Below are 18,171 nucleotides of genomic sequence, written 5' to 3' on the forward strand. Positions count from 1 at the left end.
CAGCATGTCGACAATTTTCATGGAATTGAGGCTCACGGTGAGGCTGGCATTAACTATCTTGTAGAGCGTGACCAAATTAGGCAGAACGCATTTTTGCCGACATTCCCACGCTGACAAGAATCAAATTCACAATCATCAAACTTGGTACGCGCACTGGCCAACAAATTGCAAGACCCGACCTAAAAACTATGAGGCACACAGAGTCTGCAATGGTGGCCGCGAAACTCTGACCCCAAAGCGAGCCTCCGGTGCGAGATGTAGAAACGCACCCCATTGCCATCACGAGCGAGATCAAGGGCACACTGAACGTCACCATAAAGAAAGATGAAAAGTTGCCCCCTCAGTAGATATGACTAAAACACGGTCAGACTCCTTGCAAGGCCACGGGTGAAGCAGCGCATTTATCAAGTGCGCAGGCCACGACGTCATGCATAGTATCGTCAGTACTACGAGCGGCCACGCAATTCTTACGGGCCACAACTAGAGCAACTGACTCACGGATGAAGATCTAGATCCAAAGTCGAAATACACATGAATATACAATCTCGGACATTGGCAACAAATGGATAACCAATCGCCACATAACTCACAATAGAAGTAATGCGCCTCGAGAGATCAAGGGCTTCAGCACGCAGGCAAGGTTGACAAAAATCGATAAATTCGATAACAAACGACACCTAACTAGATCTATTACATGAGCAAATCACTACGACAACACTCTCCCGACATGGCCGTGGCATGCTCAGTCGAAAACAAGTCGTAAACACGAGGAGATCGAAATACCAGAAAAGCCTTGTTCTATGCGACTAGGCATACAAACCTCTAATAATTCATGAATGGCAAATGCAACTAAAGGCTATCAAGAACACACCAATGATGCTGGCGAAGGAGTCGCAGAGACGATCAAAACTCGAGATTGTTGCGCATCTCTTCCGAAACGACCTCTACGAAGTCATTCATGGCTTCCTGTGCCATTCGCCCCAGCTCAGTTCCTGTCGTCTGCAAAGCAGGATCTGTAAGATCAACCGCTTGCGCAGCGTCAACCATCCGACCATATGCCCGACTGATGCGCATAAAAGACTCCTCTAAAGCGACTTTACTTAGCATGAACATGCAATCATTGAGCTCCGAATAGGTTCGATCTAGAGATTCAATGTCAGCTGGTTCTCCATCGAGCTCTTTTATGTTGCTATCTCTCATCGTCCGCACAAAACGGTACGAAGCCATACAAAGATTCTCATAGGCAACGTCACGAGATGATGCGATGCGCTCCTTTCGCCAGCGCCTAAAAGCGAGGACCGACGTAAGCCAAGCGACTGCCGCCGAGACTAGGAGACTTGAGAGGATGGACCAAAGCATTTCGTTCAACTTCCGAATTTTCGAGATTGAGTCATGTCGAATGGACTCTGGAAATTAACTATCGATAAACATCGATGGCGCTTTCATTAGCACTCAGTTAAAAACATTTTACATCAATCCAACCCCACATAACGTGGACACCACGCTTATTCTCTGATTTTCGGATCTTCGACAGGTCAGGCCTATATCCGCTCCAGCAACTCATCGACATTGTCGCGTTAACAGCGCCGCCAGAAAACATGACTCTGTTGATACACGCGACGATGAACATAGACCATCGAACTACTATCTCTCCATTGTGACAAATAGTCCTGTAACTTGAGCAACCTTGGCTGTCTACCCCGGTTATGCACTCAATCTCCGTGTCACGACTATCACGCTCAACACACGTATCACAGTTGGCTTTTGGACATCCGGTTGGATTCTCAGATTGCACCTACACCCAGGAAGCTAACCCACCCAGTGTCTCGGATGACAAACAGCGCCCGGTGGATACCTTCTGCCTATCTACGATGGTCATTCCGTCCACGGAGGAATTTTCTTTGGGGATAAGCAACTGGACATTGCTATCAACAGCGAACTGGGTATCCATTAGTAAGCCCTCGGAACTTTGACACGCAAGTCGCTAACGACTAGGTCTGCTTTATCCTTGAGCAGAGACATGTTCTCAAAGCAAGACCTCATCGTTGTTGAGATGTCCTACTTGAGTTCCTGAGGGCTATCTATGCCGATTTCATCTGTCAGGACGCACAGTTACGTCCTAACACTAAGGCGCGACTATGCTCATGAGGCTTAGCTCGTCATCGGAGGGAAAGAGCCGCTCAGATGCGGTGGTCTCTAGTCGTAGGTTGCGCCTTCCGCGTATAGCTAGCAACGAAAAGCTTCTTTAGCTCGTAAAACTCAGCGTGGCAGCGAAAGAATTTGTCAACGTTCTCCATTCGGAGCCTTAATACGCTCGAAATAGAGCCGTTGCTCCAAGTTTTTTTGGCGCTTATCAGACGCAGCAAGTTCTCGCATTCAGATTCCAACCATCTCACGTAGCGCTCTTCTTAGTTCGTAATCTCGAAATTTACAATGCTTTTCTACTCGGCTCCTTGCAGTCTAGGTCCCGCTAGATCTAGAGGATTCCGGACCCACAAAATCCACTGAGATTCGGCCTACTCCATCCGGGCTACCGAATCAGGTGCACAAACGCTTTCGCTTTGTGATCCGTGCGGATCAGTGGGCTCCCGGCTTGCGGGATACGAGAGGGTTAGCCGCTTCGGCCGACGGTTGCCGCACCTGTAGCGGACGCATCTGCTGCGGCTCGGGGTAGGACTGACCGAAGGGGAAGCGACCAAACTGTTCCTCCCCGATCACATGCCCCTCTGCCCGGGCCCGGTCAAGGAGTGCGAGCGCCTCCTCGGGGGTCGGGTACTTGCCGCTGAAGGTGGAGCCGGCGGGAAGGTAGGGCTCGAAGATTCGATTCTTGGGACGCAGCCACATCCGCCCGGGCTTGGAGCGATCTCGTAGAGCGTGGGCGCGCCACGTGATGACCGGGTGGGTCACCGAGAGGTTGACGAGGTGGATCCACAGGCCTTTTTCGGTTGCGGCGCGATCGGCGAGCTCATGCACGTTGACGTGCGCGTTGAGGTACTTTCCTCCCGAGAGAAGGGCCATCGTTCCGGGTGCCCCCGCGGGCACGTGGGCGTAGCCGTAATTGTCGGCCGTGTACTCCTGGGCACGAGACAGGGCCTTGCCGAGGATCGGAATGCGCATCATGAAATTCGAAAACAGCAGGCGGAAATACGAGGTGTGGCCGGCAGCGTGGTGGCCAACCTCGTGCGCGATCACAAAGCGAAGGGCCTCGGGGTCGCGGACTTTGCCGCCCACTTCGAAGAGGTCGGAATAGACACACACGAAGCGCCTATAACCGTGGCCGGCGGCAAAGGCGTTGATCATGCCGTTACCGGAGAGCACATAGGCGTCGGGTACGCGGCGCATTCCGAACTGTTCGGCAGCTTCGGCGACCATCCGGTATCCCTCGGGGAACTGCGTGGGGCTCATGCGCACGCCGGAGGCTCGAAGCTGCGCGTACATGAGCGCGCGGGCGATCCATAGCACCCATGGGATCAACATGAAGGCAACGAACAGCTGGATCCCGATGGAGATGGGGCTGTAGGGGTTCGAGAGCCCGCCGTCTGCCGACTCCCCCTCGAAGGCGGGCTGGATGCTCGACCACTTTCCCGTCGCCGCCATGTAAATGATGAACACGACGGCACCGACCCACGCGACGAAGAGAAGGCACGTGATGAGAACTCCCACGGCAAACAGCGGGATGTCCCACGGATGCCGAAGGGAAAGATCCCCCAGCAGCCCGTGGCGCGTGGAGCCGTTAAAAAGGCCCGGCTTCCCTGCCGGTTTCGTGTGCTCGCTTTCGAAGGTGGGCGGGTCTTGAGATTCGATTTCGGTCATGACTCCACCGTAACAACAGCGACCTTCCGATCCCTACCGCACCACCAACGCGAGAAGAGTGGCGGCGGAAGAATGATTGTGGCGTGTTGGTGCCTGCTGCCGATGGGGCATAGCGCGCGAAAGCACAAAGGTGGGGCGCCGCCGTCGCGACGCCCCACCCACACAATTGAGATGCTCAGGCCACCGGGGTGATGAGGCCCTTCGTCTGGGAGGTCGCGCGCGAGAAGCGCTCAGCGACATCGGCCCAGTCGACGATGTTCCAGAATGCCTTCACGTAGTCAGCCTTGACGTTCTGGTAGTCGAGGTAGAAAGCGTGCTCCCACATGTCGAGGAGGAGCAGCGGCACGGTTGCCGCTGCAAGGTTGCCCTGGTGGTCGTAGAACTGCTCGATGATGAGCTTCTCGCCGAGCGAATCCCATGCGAGGATCGCCCATCCGGAGCCCTGAATGCCGAGCGCGGCAGCGGTGAACTGGGCGCGCAGGCCATCAAACGAACCGAAGAACTCTTCGACTGCCTGAGCGAGCTCACCCTCGGGCTTGTCGCCGCCTTCGGGCGAAAGGTTCTCCCAGAAGATCGTGTGGTTCACGTGGCCGGCGAGGTTGAACGCGAGGTTCTTCTGAAGCTGGTTGATCGTGCCGAAGTCGTTCTTGTCGCGAGCTTCCGCGAGCTGTTCGAGCGCCTGGTTCGCGCCGTTGACGTACGTCTGGTGGTGCTTATCGTGATGCAGCTCCATGATGCGGCCCGAGATCGAGGGCTCGAGAGCGGCGTAGTCGTATCCGAGATCGGGAAGAGTGTATTCAGCCATGGTGGCCACCTTTCTTCGACGCTGACGTGCGGGGCATGCGCAAAGCACATACGCACAGGTGAAACCCTATCGAGTCCCATTGGGTGTTCAGTGTGAACTCGGGTTTACGATAGAGGCGTGAGTTCTACAACGACGAAACCAGGTAACGACCGCATCATCTGGGTGGATTGCGAGATGACGGGCCTCGATAAGACAAACGATGCTCTTATCGAAGTCGCCGTTCTCGTGACCGACGGGGACCTCGAAATCCTCGGCGAAGGGGTGGATGTCGTCATCAAACCCCCGGCAGGCGCGCTCGAGTCGATGGATGATTTCGTGCGGAACATGCACACGACTTCGGGTCTGCTCGAGGAGCTCGACGGTGGCATCACCCTCGTCGAAGCCGAGGAGGCGTGCCTCGCCTATGTCAAGGAGCATTGCCCCGAGCCCGGCAAGGCGCCTCTCGCGGGCAATTCGGTGGGCACCGACCGTGCTTTCATCGACCGCGACCTCCCGGAGTTTGCCCAGTTCATGAGCTACCGCACGATCGACGTCTCAAGCCTCAAGGAACTCGCCAAGCGCTGGTTCCCGCGCGTGTTCTTCAATACGCCGGAGAAACACGGCGGCCACCGCGCGCTCGCCGACATTCGCGAGTCGATTCAGGAGCTCAAGTACTACCGCGAAGTTCTCTTCGTGAAGGAGCCCGGCCCCACGAGCGACGAGGCCCGAGCAGCCTCGAAGAAGTTCGAGATCGCCCCTCAGTAGACTCTTCCCGCACTCTCACACCACACAGGAGTTTTGACAATGACGACACCCCTCCTTCTCGAGGCAATGAAGACCGACCCCGCGCATGCCGCGTGGCTCGAGGAGGTGGGGACGGATCTACTCGAGTGGGGCGCGGCTTCGCGCACGGAGCATGGCTTCGGGTGGCTCGATTCAAACGGCACTCTCGACCCGGATCACGACCTTGAACTGTGGATCAATTGCCGCATGACGCACTGCTTCGCTCTTGCGAGCATCCGCGGCACCGAGTCCTCTCGCGATTTTGCCGAACTCGCAGCCCACGGGCTCTCGGCGCTTTCGGGCGCGTTCCACGATGACGAACACGGCGGTTTCTACTCGATCATCGCCCGTGAAACGGGTGAGCCGGTCGATGATTCGAAGCAGGCTTACGCCCACGCGTTCGTGGTACTCGCCGCTTCGAGTCTCGTCGAGGCACAAATCCCCGGCGCCGAAGAGCTCCTCGAGACCGCGCTCGAGGCGCATGCACGCTTTTTCGAATCCGAACACGGGATGTTTGCCGACACCTACTCGCGCGATTTCTCGAACTGCGAGGACTACCGCGGGATCAACGCGAATATGCACAGTGTCGAGGGGCTTCTCGCAGCCTCGGCAGCGACCGGCCGCCTCGAGCTTTTCGAGCGCGCCGCGGTCATCGTCGAGCGCGCGCTCGCATTCGCGAAGGACAACGGCTGGTTCCTGCCCGAGCACTTCACGACCGCGTGGGAGCCCCGCCCCGACTACAACCGGGAGGAGCCCGCCCACCCGTTCCGTCCCTATGGTGCGACGATCGGCCATTCGTTTGAATGGGCGCGCCTCGCCCTGCACACCGCAGCCGGTTTCGAGGGGCAGTTTTCCGACGCCACCCGGGCCCAGGAACGCGCCTCAGCTTTGCGCGATGGCGCGCTCGCCCTCGCCGAGAAAGCGTGTGAGACGTGGGGCATCGATGGTGACGGCGGCTTCCCGTACACGGTGGACTGGGATGGCTCACCCGTCGTGCACGAACGCATGCACTGGGTCGTCGCTGAGGCCATCGGTGCGGCCGCTGTGCTGTTCCGCACGAGCGGCGATGCTGCCTGGGAAGAACGCTATGAGTCCTGGTGGCAGTGGGCGAAGACGACAACCATCGTTCCCGGCAGGCTCGGCAGCTGGGTCCACGAGCTCACCGCCACGGGCGAGATCAGCGAAACGACCTGGAAGGGCCAGCCCGACATCTACCACGCCTACCAGGTCACGCTTATTCCGCGCCTGCCCGCATGGCCGCCTCTCGCTCACGCCGTCGCTACGGAAGCTCGCTCTCGATAAACCGCGCGTTCGACCCCGCGAGCCTTCGCTGCATCACGTCGAAGGCTTGCGGGTTCGAGTCGATCGCAAGGAACCGTCGGCCCAGTTTGTGCGCGACCGAAGCGGTCGTACCCGAGCCGGCAAAGAAATCGAGCACCCAGTCGCCCTCGCGACTGCTCGCTTGCACGATTCGCCTGAGAATCCCCTCGGGCTTTTGGGTCGCGTAGCCGGTCTTTTCGCGCCCCGTGGGTGACACGATCGTGTGCCACCACACGTCGGTGGGAAGTTTGCCCCGCTCCGCTTTTTCTTTCGTGACGAGGCCAGGCGCCATGTAGGGCTCGCGATCGACGTCCTCCGAGTTGAAGAAATAGCTTTTTGGATCCTTGACGTACACGAGGATCGTGTCGTGCTTCGCGGGCCATCGCTTCTTCGTACGCGCTCCGTAGTCGTACGCCCAGATGATCTCGTTGAGAAACGACTCGCGGCCAAAGAGCGCATCGAGGAGAACCTTCGCATAGTGCGCCTCGCGATAGTCGAGGTGGAGGTAGAGCGTTCCCGACTGGGCGAGCACGCGATGTGCCTCGATGAGCCTCGGTTCGAGGAACTCCCAGTAGTCCTCGAACGCGTCGTCGTAACCGTAAAGGGCGCCCTTGATGCTCGTGTAACTGCGCCCTTTGAAACCGACTCGCGAGCCCTCGGTGCCGTCGACTGCGCGCACAGTCTGGAGGGACTGGCGCTGTTGGCGCCTGCCCGTGTTGAACGGCGGGTCGATGTAGATGAGCTGGATCGACTCGTCCGGGAGAGTGCGGAGTACCTCGAGGTTGTCGGCGAGCACAACGCTCGAGGCAGCGCCCTCTCCCACGAGGGCCTTTGTGTCGCTCATGTGTCCTCATTTCGCGAGTGCCGGTTTTGCGCGCTTAAAGGAAAGAGCCCCTCGCTCGAGGGGCTCTTTAGCGGGGTGATCGACGGGATTTGAACCCGCGACCGCCTGGACCACAACCAGGAGCTCTACCAACTGAGCTACGACCACCATTGTGCGGGGTCTCCCGCAACGGATAAATACTTTACCCGGCCACCCCGGGACTTCGCGAATCCTTGCAGGAGAAAGGGATGTGAATCTCACCGCATGTCAGAAAGCGGGGCGAGGGCGCGGAACGTGCGGATAGCCGCCTCGGCCGCGGCATAGCCAGCGTCCTCGCTCGCGCCTTCCACACCCGAACGGTCAACGGCCTGTTCGCGGGTATTGACCGTGAGCACGCCATTGCCCACGGGGGTGGACTCATCGAGGGCGACGCGTGCGAGAGCCTCCGTCGTCGCGCCGGAAATGTACTCGAAATGCGGGGTCTCGCCGCGAATCACGACGCCGAGCGCAACCACGACATCGCACGTGCGCGCAAGCGCTTGCGCGGCAACCGGGAGCTCGAACGAGCCGGGCACACGAACTTCCGTCACCGTGCAGCCCGCATCGGCGGCCGCGCGCCTGGCACCGTCGAGCAAGCCATCCATGATGTCCGCGTGCCAGCTCGCCGCCGCGATACCGATCGTCGCCGGGCCGGCATCATGCGTGCCAAGCGCCGCGGAGGGGGTGCCGTATCCAGCCATAGGGTTCTCCTTCGATGTCGTGGGGTTAGTCGTGCGAGGGGGCGAGGCGATGCGCCATCTTCTCGCGTTTGGTTTCAAGGTAGCGCCTATTTGCCACGCGCGGTGCGATGACGCTCGGCACGATCTCGGCAACGTCGATGCCGAGGCCCGCAAGCGCGCCGTCCTTTTCGGGGTTATTCGTCATGAGACGCACGCGCCCCATGCCCAGGGCGCGAAGAATGTCCGCCGCATCGTCGTAGCGGCGCGCGTCGACGGGCAGGCCTAGGTGGACATTCGCCTCGACCGTGTCGTCACCGAGATCCTGAAGGTGGTAGGCGCGAATCTTCTCGAATAAACCGATGCCTCGCCCTTCGTGGCCGCGCATGTAGATCACGGCCCCGCCTTCGCGCTGGATCGTCTCGAGCGCTTTTTCCAGCTGCTCGCCGCAATCGCACCGGTACGAGCCGAAAATATCGCCCGTCGCACATTCGGAGTGCACGCGCACGAGAGGAGGCTGGGAAGCGTCGGACCCCTCCCCCGGCCAAGCGGCGCCACGCGCGAGCAGACTCACGTGTTCCGCATCGCGACCCCGCCACGCACGCACCTCAAACGTGCCGAGAGGCGTTGGCATCTGAATCGGCTCAGTGCCGCAAACGCGCACCTCGCTCACTGGGCTGCCTCGCGGGCGTCGCGATCCTCAAGATACGCCGTGAGCTGCTCAATCGTGATGATGCCCAGCCCGTGCTCGCGAGCGAACGCCGCGAGGGCTTCCGCGTGCATCATCGATCCGTCGTCATACACAACCTCGCCGATGAGCCCCACGGGCCTCAGGCCCGCAAGCCGCGTGAGTTCAACAGCGGCCTCGGTGTGGCCGGGGCGCTCGCGCACGCCGCCGTCCTTCGCGATGAGGGGAAGGACGTGACCTGGGCGAATGAGGTCTGCCGCGCTTGCGGTCGCGAGCGTACGCGCAGTGATCGCCCGATCCACCGCGGAAATACCCGTCGCTTCAACCGCGCGCGCATCGCAGCTAATCGTGTAGGCGGTGCGCAGCGGATCCTCACTGTTCGGAACCATGAGCGGAAGCTCAAGGGCAGCGGCGCGCTCAGCGGTCATGGGCGCACACAGGTACCCGGAACTGTGCCGCACAAAGAAACCGACCTTCTCGGGGCTCGCGAGCTCGGCGGCCATGATGAGATCGCCTTCGTTTTCACGGTTCTCGTCGTCGAGCACCACGAGGATCTCTCCGCGCGCCAGCAGGGCGAGCGCCTCGTCCATAGGAGTCAGGTCAATCGCAAAGCTCATTTCGTGCACTCCTTGCGAGCGGCGCGCACGGCTACTAGACGCGCCGTGTATTTGGCGATTACGTCGGTCTCGACGTTCACTCGGGTTCCGACGGTTGCCTCGCCGAGCGTCGTAGCCTCGAGCGTCTCGGGGATGAGGGCCACCTCGACGAACGCGGGGCTCTCCCCCGGCGTATTCACGGCCGTGACGGTGAGCGAAACACCATCGAGGGTGATCGAGCCCTTTTCGGCGACCTGCTCTTCAAGGTTGTCGGGGATCTCGATGCGCATGCGGCGCCACGTCCCCTCATCGTCAATGCGGGCAACGGCTCCCACGCCGTCGACGTGCCCCTGCACGATGTGGCCGTCGAGGCGGGCGCCGACCTCGGTGCAGCGCTCGAGATTCACGCGGCTTCCGACGGCGAGGTCGCCGAGGCTCGTGCGCGCGAGGGTCTCCCCCATGGCGATCGCGGTGAAGCGAGCCTCCTCGCCCTGGGTTTCGGGCGTTTCAATCGCCGTCAGGCACACGCCGTTCACGGCGAGAGATCCGCCGAGCGCGAGGCCGTCGAGCAGAGGTGCCGGTGCCGCGAGGGTGAGGCGCGCCGTGTCGTCCGCCCCTTTCTCAAGCCCCGTCACGGTGCCCTTCGCGCTGATAATTCCTGTAAACATTGTTCACTCACCTTTCGTGGGAGTTTGCTGCCGCGCACGCGGGATCGCGTGGAAGAGAAGATCTGAACCGCTCACATGGAGTGATTCGGGAACGATGTCGAAGTCGAGCCGGTTCTTGAGGGTTCCGATACCGAGGCCCGCGACGGAGGGCGTGCCCGCGCCGAGCATGGTCGGAGCCTGATGGATCCAGAGGTCGTCGACGAGGTCGAGCTTGAGCGCCGCGGATATGAGGCGCGGACCGCCTTCGATAAGGAGGTGCTCAACTCCGTGGTCGGCGCGCAGGTCTTCGAGCACGCCGCGAATATCGCGCGTGCGATAAAGAAGGGGGCGTGCGTGTTCAGGGCCGTGTACGGCTTTCGCGAGCCGTGAGTGCGGCTCGAGCGGGCTTTCACCGATCACCACGCGGCGCGGTTGACGAGCGCCGAGGCGGCCGTGCGCGTCGCGTGCCGTGAGTGCAGGGTCATCGGCGCGCGCGGTTCCCGTGCCCACGGCGATCGCATCCACGACGCTCCTGAGCGCGTGGCCCTCTGCGCGGGCATCCTCTCCGGTAATCCACGCGTTCGTGCCATCGGCCGCTGCGACGTATCCATCGAGGGTTTGCGCGATCTTTGCGGTGACGAACGGACGCGACTCACGCGTGGCCTGGAACCAGCGGCGGTTCAGTTCCGCTGCGCGGGCAGTGAGGTCCCTTCCGACGCTAGCCGGCAGCGCGTCACTCCACAGACGGGTGTCGATGCCGGCGCTACGAAGAATGGCACTACCGTTCGCGGCGACGTCGTGCGGGTCGCGAACGGCGTAGAGAACGCGGCCGATGCCGGCGTCGACGAGAGTGCGCGCGCACGAGGGCGTACGGCCGGCGTGGGCGCACGGTTCAAGAGTCACGATGCAGGTCGCACCGTGCACATCGAGGCCACGTTCCCGGGCGGCTAAGAGGGCATCTGCTTCGGCATGCGGGGTTCTCGCTCCTCGGTGAAAACCTGTGACAAGGAGCTCCCCGGAGGGACTTAGGAGCGCTGCGCCAACGCGCGGATTGGCACCGAGGGGTCCGCGGCGCGCCTGTTCAAGCGCGCGCTCACACCCCTCAAGCAGGGCGCTTTCGCGCGCGGCGTCGTGAGGGGGCTGATTCATGCCCATGGTCCTCGCCTCCCGCATCGCTCATCTCAATCGATGATCCGGGAGAAGGGAAACTTGCGAGAGCACGGCGCGTAAAAGCGGCATGCTTCGCCCGCATGAACCTCCCATCCAGACTGTACTGTCGGCACCGGAATTCCACCGGTCAGGCCCAAGGCTCGCCCCACGGAGTGAAACGCGCCCGGGTTAGCGGGCTTTCACCGCCAGTTCGGAATTGCACCGAGTTCCCGGAACATGCGCCACCAGTTTAGCGCGCATGCGGGAGGGAACGACAAAACCCCCACTCTTTCGAGCGGGGGGTTTCCGTGTCGTGCGCCATCAGGGATTCGAACCCCGGACCCACTGATTAAGGTGTTCTCCCACCCGAGTCGTTTTCCTCCGTGTAATTGGCCGTGTGCATATCCTTCGCGAGCGGGATCGACGCGCACTGGCGGAGCCGAAGCCCCTTCGATGGCGTCAACAAAGCGGTCGCGGGCCGGACGAGTCGAGGAGCCGCTCTCTCCCCTACATCGAGGAGAACCCCCATGTTTTCCGCTCCTTCATCATCACGGATCATGACGAGGTCGAAGGTGACCGAATTGCCGAGCTAAAAGGGCTCCCTGAGCCCTCCTCCATCGCGCAGAACCCGTACACCGCAGCCGAACACGACGTTATGGGTGAGCTCTTCAGCCGCGGCCGCAGCTGCGCAGCCGCAATAATCGCGGAAGAGTCTGTTGCGACCTCTCAAAAGACCAAGAAAATCATCACTTCCATTCCGCCTGCCCGCAGTGCTGCTAAAATGCACCAAGATGGAACGCATCACCTTTGGTTGGGACTACACGAGCTGGCCGATATTTAGCAGCACGACCGGCAGCGATCCGTATCCAGACATCCGCTCCCAAATATCTCCCGATCTCGCCAATGCTCTCGCGCAGTGGGCCGAAGAGATGTGCGAAGCGTATGCGGATGAGACTGGTCTCGTCCGACCATCACCTTCAACAGCCGCCAAACTCGATAACAAGTTTGATGAGCTGACTTCACGACTTCTCGCTGAAGGAATCGACGTTGAGCAAGACGCTCGTTGGTGGCATTCGTAACCACTGGGGGTGTCAATTCATCCGGCCTACGACCTACGTGGGTTCAATGCAGGCCGCATGTTGCCGTACCTTTGCGAGGGCAAGCGCTGCGGGTAGGGGTATGTGCGCCGCGTTCCCAAGGGGCAGTTTTGGCATGCGCGCGGAAATAAACGCGCAGGGAAACAATCATGCTCAAACGCAAGTGCTCACAGCGGCATAGGCGACTGGAGACCAGAACCGGTCGTTTCACATAGCATTTGGGGCACTTTGCATCCGGTTGCAACAAAAAAACCAAATGACACTACAGCACAACGCGGGTCAATCCACATATCGGAAGGCCCTAGGAGCTGCGTAGAGATAGTTCAATTCGTTGGCGGCTCTGGGTCGAAGCGCAAGATGTCTCCGGGCTCGCACTCGAGCGCCTGACACAGAGCCGCCAACGTGGAGAACCTAATGGCCCGAGCATGACCATTTTTTAGGACACTTAGATTTGTCGGAGAAATATCTACACGCTCCAACAATTGCTTAACCGTCATTTTCCTCTAGACTAGCAAAATGTCTAAATCTACTCTGATGGTCATCAGACTAAACCTTGCATGTCAGATTGCAGAGCAAGGTAGGACCGTGCGGAGGCCCTCAGGGCGAGAGTAAAGCAGACCGACGCTACACCAACAATGACATTCGCTGCCAGAAGTAGAACAATCCCTGGCCCACCTACCTGCACGACCGCAAGAAGATGAAGTAGCACTAAAGCTGGAATTCCGAATACTCCACAGAAAAGGACACCTATACCCAGCAGAAAATCTGGAGTTCGCAGTGGCAGTAGCTGCTTTGCTCGCAGTTCCCGCACGAGGAAAAAAGTAATGACAAGCACGCACTCGAGGCAGAAGAGAGCTGCTATTCCCGCAAGCGCGTAGGGAAGAGTGAGAGGCGCGGTCTCCGCGTACGCCCCTCCGAAGGCCTCGGTTAGCTCGGGAAGAAGGATCTGGAGCAGGAGGCAGCCTAGGAGCAGTGCTATGAGTGCGCCTTCACTGGCGCGGCCAACCAATCGTGACATGTAACGATTATCGGTAATGACGTAACGATAGTCAGTATGCATCCGAAAGCGAACAACCTCAAGACTTGAATGAACTGGTCACCGTGGGCGGCGTTGCCGGGGATGGGCACGGGTGAGCCAGGAAGGAACACTTGGCCACCCGCACCCATGGTGTTCGTGTGAGCGGGGTCGGCGGTTGCCGTCATCGATATCGGCCTGGCGGATCCATTTATGGAGCGCCATCTCGTGGATTCCGAAGTCCTTCGCGATCTGCGCGAGCGTGACGCCGTCCTCACGGGACCGGGCCACCCGTACGACGTCATCGCGGAACTCTCGAGGGTAGGGAGCGGGCATAGGGCACATCGTTCCAGGCCGCCCTGCGGGCAAGCCAGATCAGATGTCACCTTTCCGCGCAGCAGTCCCTCCTGATTGCTTTTCAAATCGCGCTTAAACTCCTGCGCCGAGGAAGAGCCTGGTGCATACGTTGTTGGGAGGTGCTCGTGCGTCGGCTACATCTGCCTGTTGATGGGTGCGCTGCCGAATGTGATCGCATCGGCAGCGCACCCGCCGCGGGGGCGTTTTCAGCCGCCCGAGGCCCTAGGAGTCGACCCGGTTGGGCTCTGCCGCAGTGCGCGTGCTGCGGTTCGGTCCGCGTTCTGCCTCTCGTGGCGGCGACGGCTGTGAGTGTGCACTGCGTGCCTTGAACACGAAGCCCCCGGTCGCGACAAGGACTGCGAGTGCCCCAATGCTGGACCAAATAGCATGCGTCTGTTGAGTGAAGGCATCACTTACTGCGATGGAACTCGATACGCCCAAGCATATGCCGAATAGCGCACCGATTAACCGGTCTTTCATCATGGCGGTTCCTATCTCTCGGGCCGTCGTGTTAGGGAAGGCGCATGCACGGAACGCAGACATTGGGGGCGCCAAACTTTGAACAGCATGCTCGCAACGCGGGACCGCATGAAGCGAAGGCGCACGCTAGGCAGAGGGCGATACCGGCGCCGGTGGGAGATGAGGCGCATGGTGCCGCGCATGTAGCGCATCCTGCTGCTCGCTCCAGACACTGCATGACGTTCTTTGACTGGCAGGATCCACTCACCTGATAGTTCGTCTTCGCGCAACCGCCACAAGGATCTTTCTTTGATGCTCTCGCTGTGTGAGCATCGTACGTGGCAGCTAATTGGGCAGCTGGGATTGGCTTTTCCGCGCGACCATTGACACTTGCGGCTGAAAGGGAGAGAGCGTCGTTTTCCTGGTCATACCTATATATTTCGACGCCGACTCCGGTGGAGCCGTCTTCGGCGGTCTCTTTTGTATAAACGAGGAACCGAGAGTCGGGAAGCTGGAGGGCTGCGACGGACCGGTGGGAGCCGTCGCTGAAGCTTGTCCGGGCGAACTCCGATTGCATTGCTTCGGGCGCATCGGGACGCTGCCCGGCCTCGGTGGCCTCCTTACCACGTAATCCCTTCTGAGCGATGGCTGTGCTCCGCGGGAGACTCGTTGCCAGGTCGAGGTCAAGTGCGGCGAGGGCAGCTCTTGTGTTGCTATCTTCCGAAAGCTCTTGCATCAGCTCGTCGATGCTGGGCTGGTCGAGACCACTAGTCTTGGACTTTAGCGGCTTCGGCTCGAGGGCATGCGCCACCCCTGAGCCAACCCGTGTATGGATGGTTGCAATGGTAGCGACGGCCGCGAGCCCGGCTGCGCTTTGAAGCGCGGCGCGCCTACTGAAGAACCGTCGCTCCGCATGAGGAGTAGTAAATGCTAGATGTTCATTATTGCGGTGAACTCCGATAATTCGGGCCAACAGAAGGGACGTAGTCGGGCCAAAGCGGCGGGCCATGAGAGCAACAAGCCGCGGGCCTGAGTATACCTTTGGGGTAGTACGATTGAACGTGATCGCCACGGGGATGTGTGGCGGGTTTGGGCCGAAGTGGTTGATGCGGATCTGTTCGACCTCTGGGTCGGAAAGAGGTCGTGCGAGGAGTTTGCCGTTGGTTTCCTGCTCCAGTGAGTGAGAGATGGCGCTACATTCCCCGCACCCTGAATCAAAGGCGATGTAGGTTTCCGAATAGTCCAGTGAGTCCTGCGTCATTACTGTACTCCTGTGGCTTTTTCGGAAGGCACCGGTTGGTCACCCCTGAGTCAAACTAGCAGCCGACTCTAGTGTGGTCAAGATCTCAAGTGAGCTTCCTCTGAACTCCGGGCCAGTTCTAAGGACCAAGCATGGGGAGTTGGTCAAACGTGTTGCTCTCGGAGATCGGTTTGGATTTCGTGAACAAACGAGGTGTGTAGTCGGGCGGCGATAGCCCTTTGTGGAGGCGCATACCGCCGAGGCTATTTCCCGACTAACCTGGCCGCGATGACGTCGTCCGTGTCGCCCTGAACCGTGAGCACGGCACCCACCTGAAGGACATCGCCGAGGACTTCGGCACCAGCTTCTCCTGCCTGACGAACTGGGTCCGCCAGGCCGAGGCCGAGGCCGGCAACAAGTCCGGCACCACGAAAGCCGAAGCCGAAGAACTCCGCGCCGCATCCCCACGCCCCCAGATGCCCATGAGCACCACTGAAACGTGGCAACCGAGCCACCCGCGACACCACGAGCCCACGCATCCTGCATCAGCACATGGTCAAAACCGTCGCCGTCATCAGCACGCGACAGCTCCGAAAACCGTGTCACCGCCTCAACTCCAGGCCCCACCTGACGAGACCCAACCCCCATCACGTCCTCAACCGCAGCCCGATCAAGATTCGTCGCGACACTCGTAATCACGTAACCGAGAGGGTTATCCATCGCCAGCAACCGCGCCGCGAAAACCCCTAAATCACCGCCACCGCAGCCAGCCACAACCAAGACCGCTTCGCTCACGCAGTCCCCACTGCATTCGAGCGTCGAAGACTTAGCTGAAAGCACTTCACCGATGAGCTCCACGAACTCAGGACCTGCTTCGCCGTGCCAGCCGTCTTCGGCTAGCCCGCCCAAGATTCCCCGAAACCTCGCTTGGTCAGTCATCGCGCTACCGCCTACTGCGCCGAGCCCTCGTCGGACTCACGCGCTTGCTCGGCAGCTTCACCCCATCGGCGAAGCATTTGGCCGCGAACGTTAATTTTTTCGTCAGTCGCGGCTCGTAAGGACAATGCGACTTCGTCCCAGGTCGCAGGCCGAACGGAACGCCTTTGGTCCATTGCCCAGTCATAAAGTCCGGGGTAGCCCTTTTGTGTGAGCAGGATGTCTGCAATTCGAGCACTAGTAGTCATAAGGACAACGGACTACTATTTTTAGTAATCTCGCACCATCTTAAATACAAATTGGTAACGATGCAGTTAGCGCCCACCCTGAGGGTATGTTGACACTGAATCAGGTAGGAATCATAAAGCAAACGGTAGACGAACGAATTTCTGCGGCCACTCGCGCACTGGTAGCACTCCACGGCATGAGGAACGCCGACCTAGCAGATGTGCTTGGCATCGGGCAGAACTCTGTGTTTATGAAGTTGCGCGGCGACTCACCTTGGAAGGCGGCTGAGGTGGCACTGGTGGCGGAATACTTCGGTGTGCCGATCTCTATCATTTTCGATGGGATGACTGCCGTTAACAATGAAGAAGCCCCCGCTCTTCCGAGCGGGGGCTTCCGTGTCGTGCGCCATCAGGGACTCGAACCCCGGACCCACTGATTAAGAGTCAGTTGCTCTAACCAACTGAGCTAATGGCGCCTAACGAAGAAATACTTTACGCCGCACTGTGCCGCTTGCGCCAATCGAGCCTGGCTTTTTATGCCGAAGCACACATTCAGTGCCGCCACTTAGACTGTGACGGTGAGTCGTAGCCGAACCATAAGGAGCTGAGCGGTGAGGATCGCAGTCACGGGTGCCACGGGAGTCCTTGGGCAGCAGGCTGTCGAGGCCCTCGTCGCGGCCGGGCACGAAGTCACGGGTGTCACGCGTCGCGAGCGCGGCCTTCCCATTGTCGAGGGGCGCGGCGCTCACGGCGTCATCGCCGATGTCTTCTCCGCAAGCGACCTCGAGCGCGCCTTTCGCGGCCACGACGTCGTGATCAACACCCTCGCGAAGATCCCCACGGGAATGGGCGCACTTCGCCCCTTCGCCTGGCGCGAGGACGACCGTCTCCACCTCGAGGCTTCCGCAGCAATCGCGAAAGCAGCCGCACGCGCGGGCGTTCGCAAACTCATCCAAGAATCCTCGATGTTCATGTACCCCGATAACGGGAGCAAATGGATCAGCGAGGATCACCCTCTCGCCGTGAAAAACCAGGCCTTCAAACCCCGCGTGCGCGAAATGCGCGCGGCGGTCGACTTCGCGGAAAATGGACGCAGCGCCGTCATCCTCCGCCTCGGGCAGCTGTACGGCCGCGACCCGGGCACCACCTACGCTCTTCGCAAGACTCGCGAGGGCGAAGCGGTTCTCCTCGGCAAGCCGAGCGACTACATCACTCTCGTGCACCACATCGACGCGGGCCGAGCCTTCCTCGCGGCCCTCGATGCCCGATCCGGCTTCTACAACGTGGGCGGCGAGCCCATTACCCGTGCACGATGGGCGAAGGACCTCGGTCGTGAGGCGCGCGCGGGCATGGATGCGAAGTTCTTTCCCGCAGCAACCCAGGCCGTACTCCCCGCAAAAATGGACGTGCAACGCCGCTCGCTGCGGGTCTCCTCGATTCGATTCATGCGCGAAACGGGCTGGCGACCCACGATCGGGCCGTCGAGTCTCGGCTGGTCGCGGATCTAAACCGCCGACGCAC

General features: G+C 60.1%; 17 protein-coding genes, 2 tRNA genes and 1 riboswitch. Of the genes, 5 read left to right on the forward strand and 14 right to left on the reverse strand.

What is annotated here, in order from left to right:
• Positions 1–903 precede the first annotated feature (903 nt).
• The 3 genes from FXY94_RS09950 to FXY94_RS09960 all read right to left on the reverse strand — a co-directional run bounded on the left by FXY94_RS09950 (position 904) and on the right by FXY94_RS09960 (position 4,618).
• The gene (locus tag FXY94_RS09950) at positions 904–1,227 is read right to left on the reverse strand and encodes a hypothetical protein (RefSeq protein WP_070436201.1); all 324 of its coding nucleotides are present in this window, start codon (positions 1,225–1,227) and stop codon (positions 904–906) included.
• A 1,350-nt stretch (positions 1,228–2,577) separates the two neighbouring features.
• Positions 2,578–3,813, reverse strand: coding sequence for a M48 family metallopeptidase (locus tag FXY94_RS09955; RefSeq protein WP_016664921.1), 1,236 nt, complete (start codon positions 3,811–3,813; stop codon positions 2,578–2,580).
• Positions 3,814–3,988: 175 nt separating this feature from the next.
• Complete coding sequence (locus FXY94_RS09960) at positions 3,989–4,618, reverse strand: superoxide dismutase (protein ID WP_016664922.1); 630 nt, start codon at positions 4,616–4,618, stop codon at positions 3,989–3,991.
• 117 nt (positions 4,619–4,735) lie between these two features.
• On the opposite strand from FXY94_RS09960, the gene orn reads away from it, so the two are divergent.
• Both orn and FXY94_RS09970 read left to right on the forward strand, forming a co-directional pair.
• Positions 4,736–5,362: an oligoribonuclease gene (gene orn / locus FXY94_RS09965; protein WP_232049705.1), complete on the forward strand. Its 627-nt coding sequence runs from the start codon at positions 4,736–4,738 to the stop codon at positions 5,360–5,362.
• A 39-nt stretch (positions 5,363–5,401) separates the two neighbouring features.
• Entirely contained in the window at positions 5,402–6,682 is a 1,281-nt protein-coding gene (locus FXY94_RS09970) for an AGE family epimerase/isomerase (RefSeq protein WP_016664924.1), read from the forward strand.
• Here the strand turns inward: FXY94_RS09970 and FXY94_RS09975 are convergent.
• The 7 genes from FXY94_RS09975 to ribD all read right to left on the reverse strand — a co-directional run bounded on the left by FXY94_RS09975 (position 6,660) and on the right by ribD (position 11,319).
• Positions 6,660–7,544: a DNA-methyltransferase gene (locus FXY94_RS09975; protein WP_016664925.1), complete on the reverse strand. Its 885-nt coding sequence runs from the start codon at positions 7,542–7,544 to the stop codon at positions 6,660–6,662. The genes FXY94_RS09970 and FXY94_RS09975 overlap by 23 nt on opposite strands.
• 74 nt (positions 7,545–7,618) lie before the next feature.
• Positions 7,619–7,691 (reverse strand) — tRNA-His (locus FXY94_RS09980).
• Between the two features lie 89 nt (positions 7,692–7,780).
• Positions 7,781–8,263 carry a 6,7-dimethyl-8-ribityllumazine synthase gene (gene ribH, locus FXY94_RS09985; RefSeq protein WP_016664926.1) on the reverse strand — a complete coding sequence of 161 codons (483 nt, stop codon included), beginning with the start codon at positions 8,261–8,263 and terminating at the stop codon, positions 7,781–7,783.
• Positions 8,264–8,288: 25 nt separating this feature from the next.
• Positions 8,289–8,912, reverse strand: a complete 624-nt coding sequence (locus FXY94_RS10860) for a GTP cyclohydrolase II (RefSeq protein ID WP_016664927.1) — start codon at positions 8,910–8,912, stop codon at positions 8,289–8,291.
• Complete coding sequence (gene ribB, locus FXY94_RS10865) at positions 8,909–9,544, reverse strand: 3,4-dihydroxy-2-butanone-4-phosphate synthase (RefSeq protein WP_016664928.1); 636 nt, start codon at positions 9,542–9,544, stop codon at positions 8,909–8,911. The genes FXY94_RS10860 and ribB overlap by 4 nt, the downstream gene beginning before the upstream one ends.
• Entirely contained in the window at positions 9,541–10,191 is a 651-nt protein-coding gene (locus FXY94_RS09995) for a riboflavin synthase (protein WP_016664929.1), read from the reverse strand. Before FXY94_RS09995 ends, ribB begins: the two co-directional genes overlap by 4 nt.
• 3 nt (positions 10,192–10,194) lie before the next feature.
• A complete protein-coding gene (gene ribD, locus FXY94_RS10000) occupies positions 10,195–11,319 on the reverse strand; it encodes a bifunctional diaminohydroxyphosphoribosylaminopyrimidine deaminase/5-amino-6-(5-phosphoribosylamino)uracil reductase RibD (protein WP_051120719.1) in 1,125 nt (374 codons plus the stop codon).
• 98 nt (positions 11,320–11,417) lie between these two features.
• A riboswitch (FMN riboswitch) is annotated at positions 11,418–11,561 on the reverse strand.
• A gap of 549 nt (positions 11,562–12,110) precedes the next feature.
• On the opposite strand from ribD, the gene FXY94_RS10005 reads away from it, so the two are divergent.
• A complete protein-coding gene (locus FXY94_RS10005) occupies positions 12,111–12,398 on the forward strand; it encodes a hypothetical protein (RefSeq protein WP_034373726.1) in 288 nt (95 codons plus the stop codon).
• A gap of 341 nt (positions 12,399–12,739) precedes the next feature.
• Here the strand turns inward: FXY94_RS10005 and FXY94_RS10010 are convergent, their stop codons facing one another.
• The 3 genes from FXY94_RS10010 to FXY94_RS10020 form a co-directional block, all read right to left on the reverse strand.
• Positions 12,740–12,913 carry a helix-turn-helix domain-containing protein gene (locus tag FXY94_RS10010; RefSeq protein WP_232049706.1) on the reverse strand — a complete coding sequence of 58 codons (174 nt, stop codon included), beginning with the start codon at positions 12,911–12,913 and terminating at the stop codon, positions 12,740–12,742.
• A gap of 599 nt (positions 12,914–13,512) precedes the next feature.
• Positions 13,513–13,767 carry a transposase gene (locus FXY94_RS11140; protein ID WP_197736232.1) on the reverse strand — a complete coding sequence of 85 codons (255 nt, stop codon included), beginning with the start codon at positions 13,765–13,767 and terminating at the stop codon, positions 13,513–13,515.
• Positions 13,768–15,750: 1,983 nt separating this feature from the next.
• On the reverse strand, positions 15,751–15,993 hold the full coding sequence (locus FXY94_RS10020) for a hypothetical protein (RefSeq protein ID WP_144246000.1): 243 nt from the start codon (positions 15,991–15,993) through the stop codon (positions 15,751–15,753).
• Between the two features lie 764 nt (positions 15,994–16,757).
• Here FXY94_RS10020 and FXY94_RS10025 point away from each other — a divergent pair.
• Entirely contained in the window at positions 16,758–17,087 is a 330-nt protein-coding gene (locus FXY94_RS10025) for a helix-turn-helix domain-containing protein (RefSeq protein WP_016664937.1), read from the forward strand.
• Here FXY94_RS10025 and FXY94_RS10030 read toward each other — a convergent pair.
• A tRNA-Lys gene (locus FXY94_RS10030) sits at positions 17,053–17,126 on the reverse strand. The two genes, FXY94_RS10025 and FXY94_RS10030, sit on opposite strands and share 35 nt — an antisense overlap.
• A gap of 135 nt (positions 17,127–17,261) precedes the next feature.
• Here FXY94_RS10030 and FXY94_RS10035 point away from each other — a divergent pair.
• Entirely contained in the window at positions 17,262–18,158 is an 897-nt protein-coding gene (locus FXY94_RS10035; protein WP_016664938.1) for an NAD-dependent epimerase/dehydratase family protein, read from the forward strand.
• Positions 18,159–18,171 lie beyond the last annotated feature (13 nt).

This window comes from Dermabacter jinjuensis (assembly GCF_902381725.1).
In the GTDB taxonomy this organism is placed as follows: Bacteria; Actinomycetota; Actinomycetes; order Actinomycetales; family Dermabacteraceae; genus Dermabacter; species Dermabacter hominis.

Bases quoted from the DNA above. Each gene is read 5' to 3' on its own strand.
- FXY94_RS09950 (WP_070436201.1), bottom strand. From the start codon at position 1,227: ATGGCTTCGTACCGTTTTGTGCGGACGATGAGAGATAGCAACATAAAA.
- FXY94_RS09955 (WP_016664921.1), bottom strand. From the start codon at position 3,813: ATGACCGAAATCGAATCTCAAGACCCGCCCACCTTCGAAAGCGAGCAC.
- FXY94_RS09960 (WP_016664922.1), bottom strand. From the start codon at position 4,618: ATGGCTGAATACACTCTTCCCGATCTCGGATACGACTACGCCGCTCTC.
- FXY94_RS09970 (WP_016664924.1), top strand. From the start codon at position 5,402: ATGACGACACCCCTCCTTCTCGAGGCAATGAAGACCGACCCCGCGCAT.
- FXY94_RS09975 (WP_016664925.1), bottom strand. From the start codon at position 7,544: ATGAGCGACACAAAGGCCCTCGTGGGAGAGGGCGCTGCCTCGAGCGTT.
- ribH (WP_016664926.1), bottom strand. From the start codon at position 8,263: ATGGCTGGATACGGCACCCCCTCCGCGGCGCTTGGCACGCATGATGCC.
- ribB (WP_016664928.1), bottom strand. From the start codon at position 9,544: ATGAGCTTTGCGATTGACCTGACTCCTATGGACGAGGCGCTCGCCCTG.
- FXY94_RS09995 (WP_016664929.1), bottom strand. From the start codon at position 10,191: ATGTTTACAGGAATTATCAGCGCGAAGGGCACCGTGACGGGGCTTGAG.
- ribD (WP_051120719.1), bottom strand. From the start codon at position 11,319: ATGAATCAGCCCCCTCACGACGCCGCGCGCGAAAGCGCCCTGCTTGAG.
- FXY94_RS10005 (WP_034373726.1), top strand. From the start codon at position 12,111: ATGGAACGCATCACCTTTGGTTGGGACTACACGAGCTGGCCGATATTT.
- FXY94_RS10010 (WP_232049706.1), bottom strand. From the start codon at position 12,913: ATGACGGTTAAGCAATTGTTGGAGCGTGTAGATATTTCTCCGACAAAT.
- FXY94_RS11140 (WP_197736232.1), bottom strand. From the start codon at position 13,767: ATGCCCGCTCCCTACCCTCGAGAGTTCCGCGATGACGTCGTACGGGTG.
- FXY94_RS10025 (WP_016664937.1), top strand. From the start codon at position 16,758: ATGTTGACACTGAATCAGGTAGGAATCATAAAGCAAACGGTAGACGAA.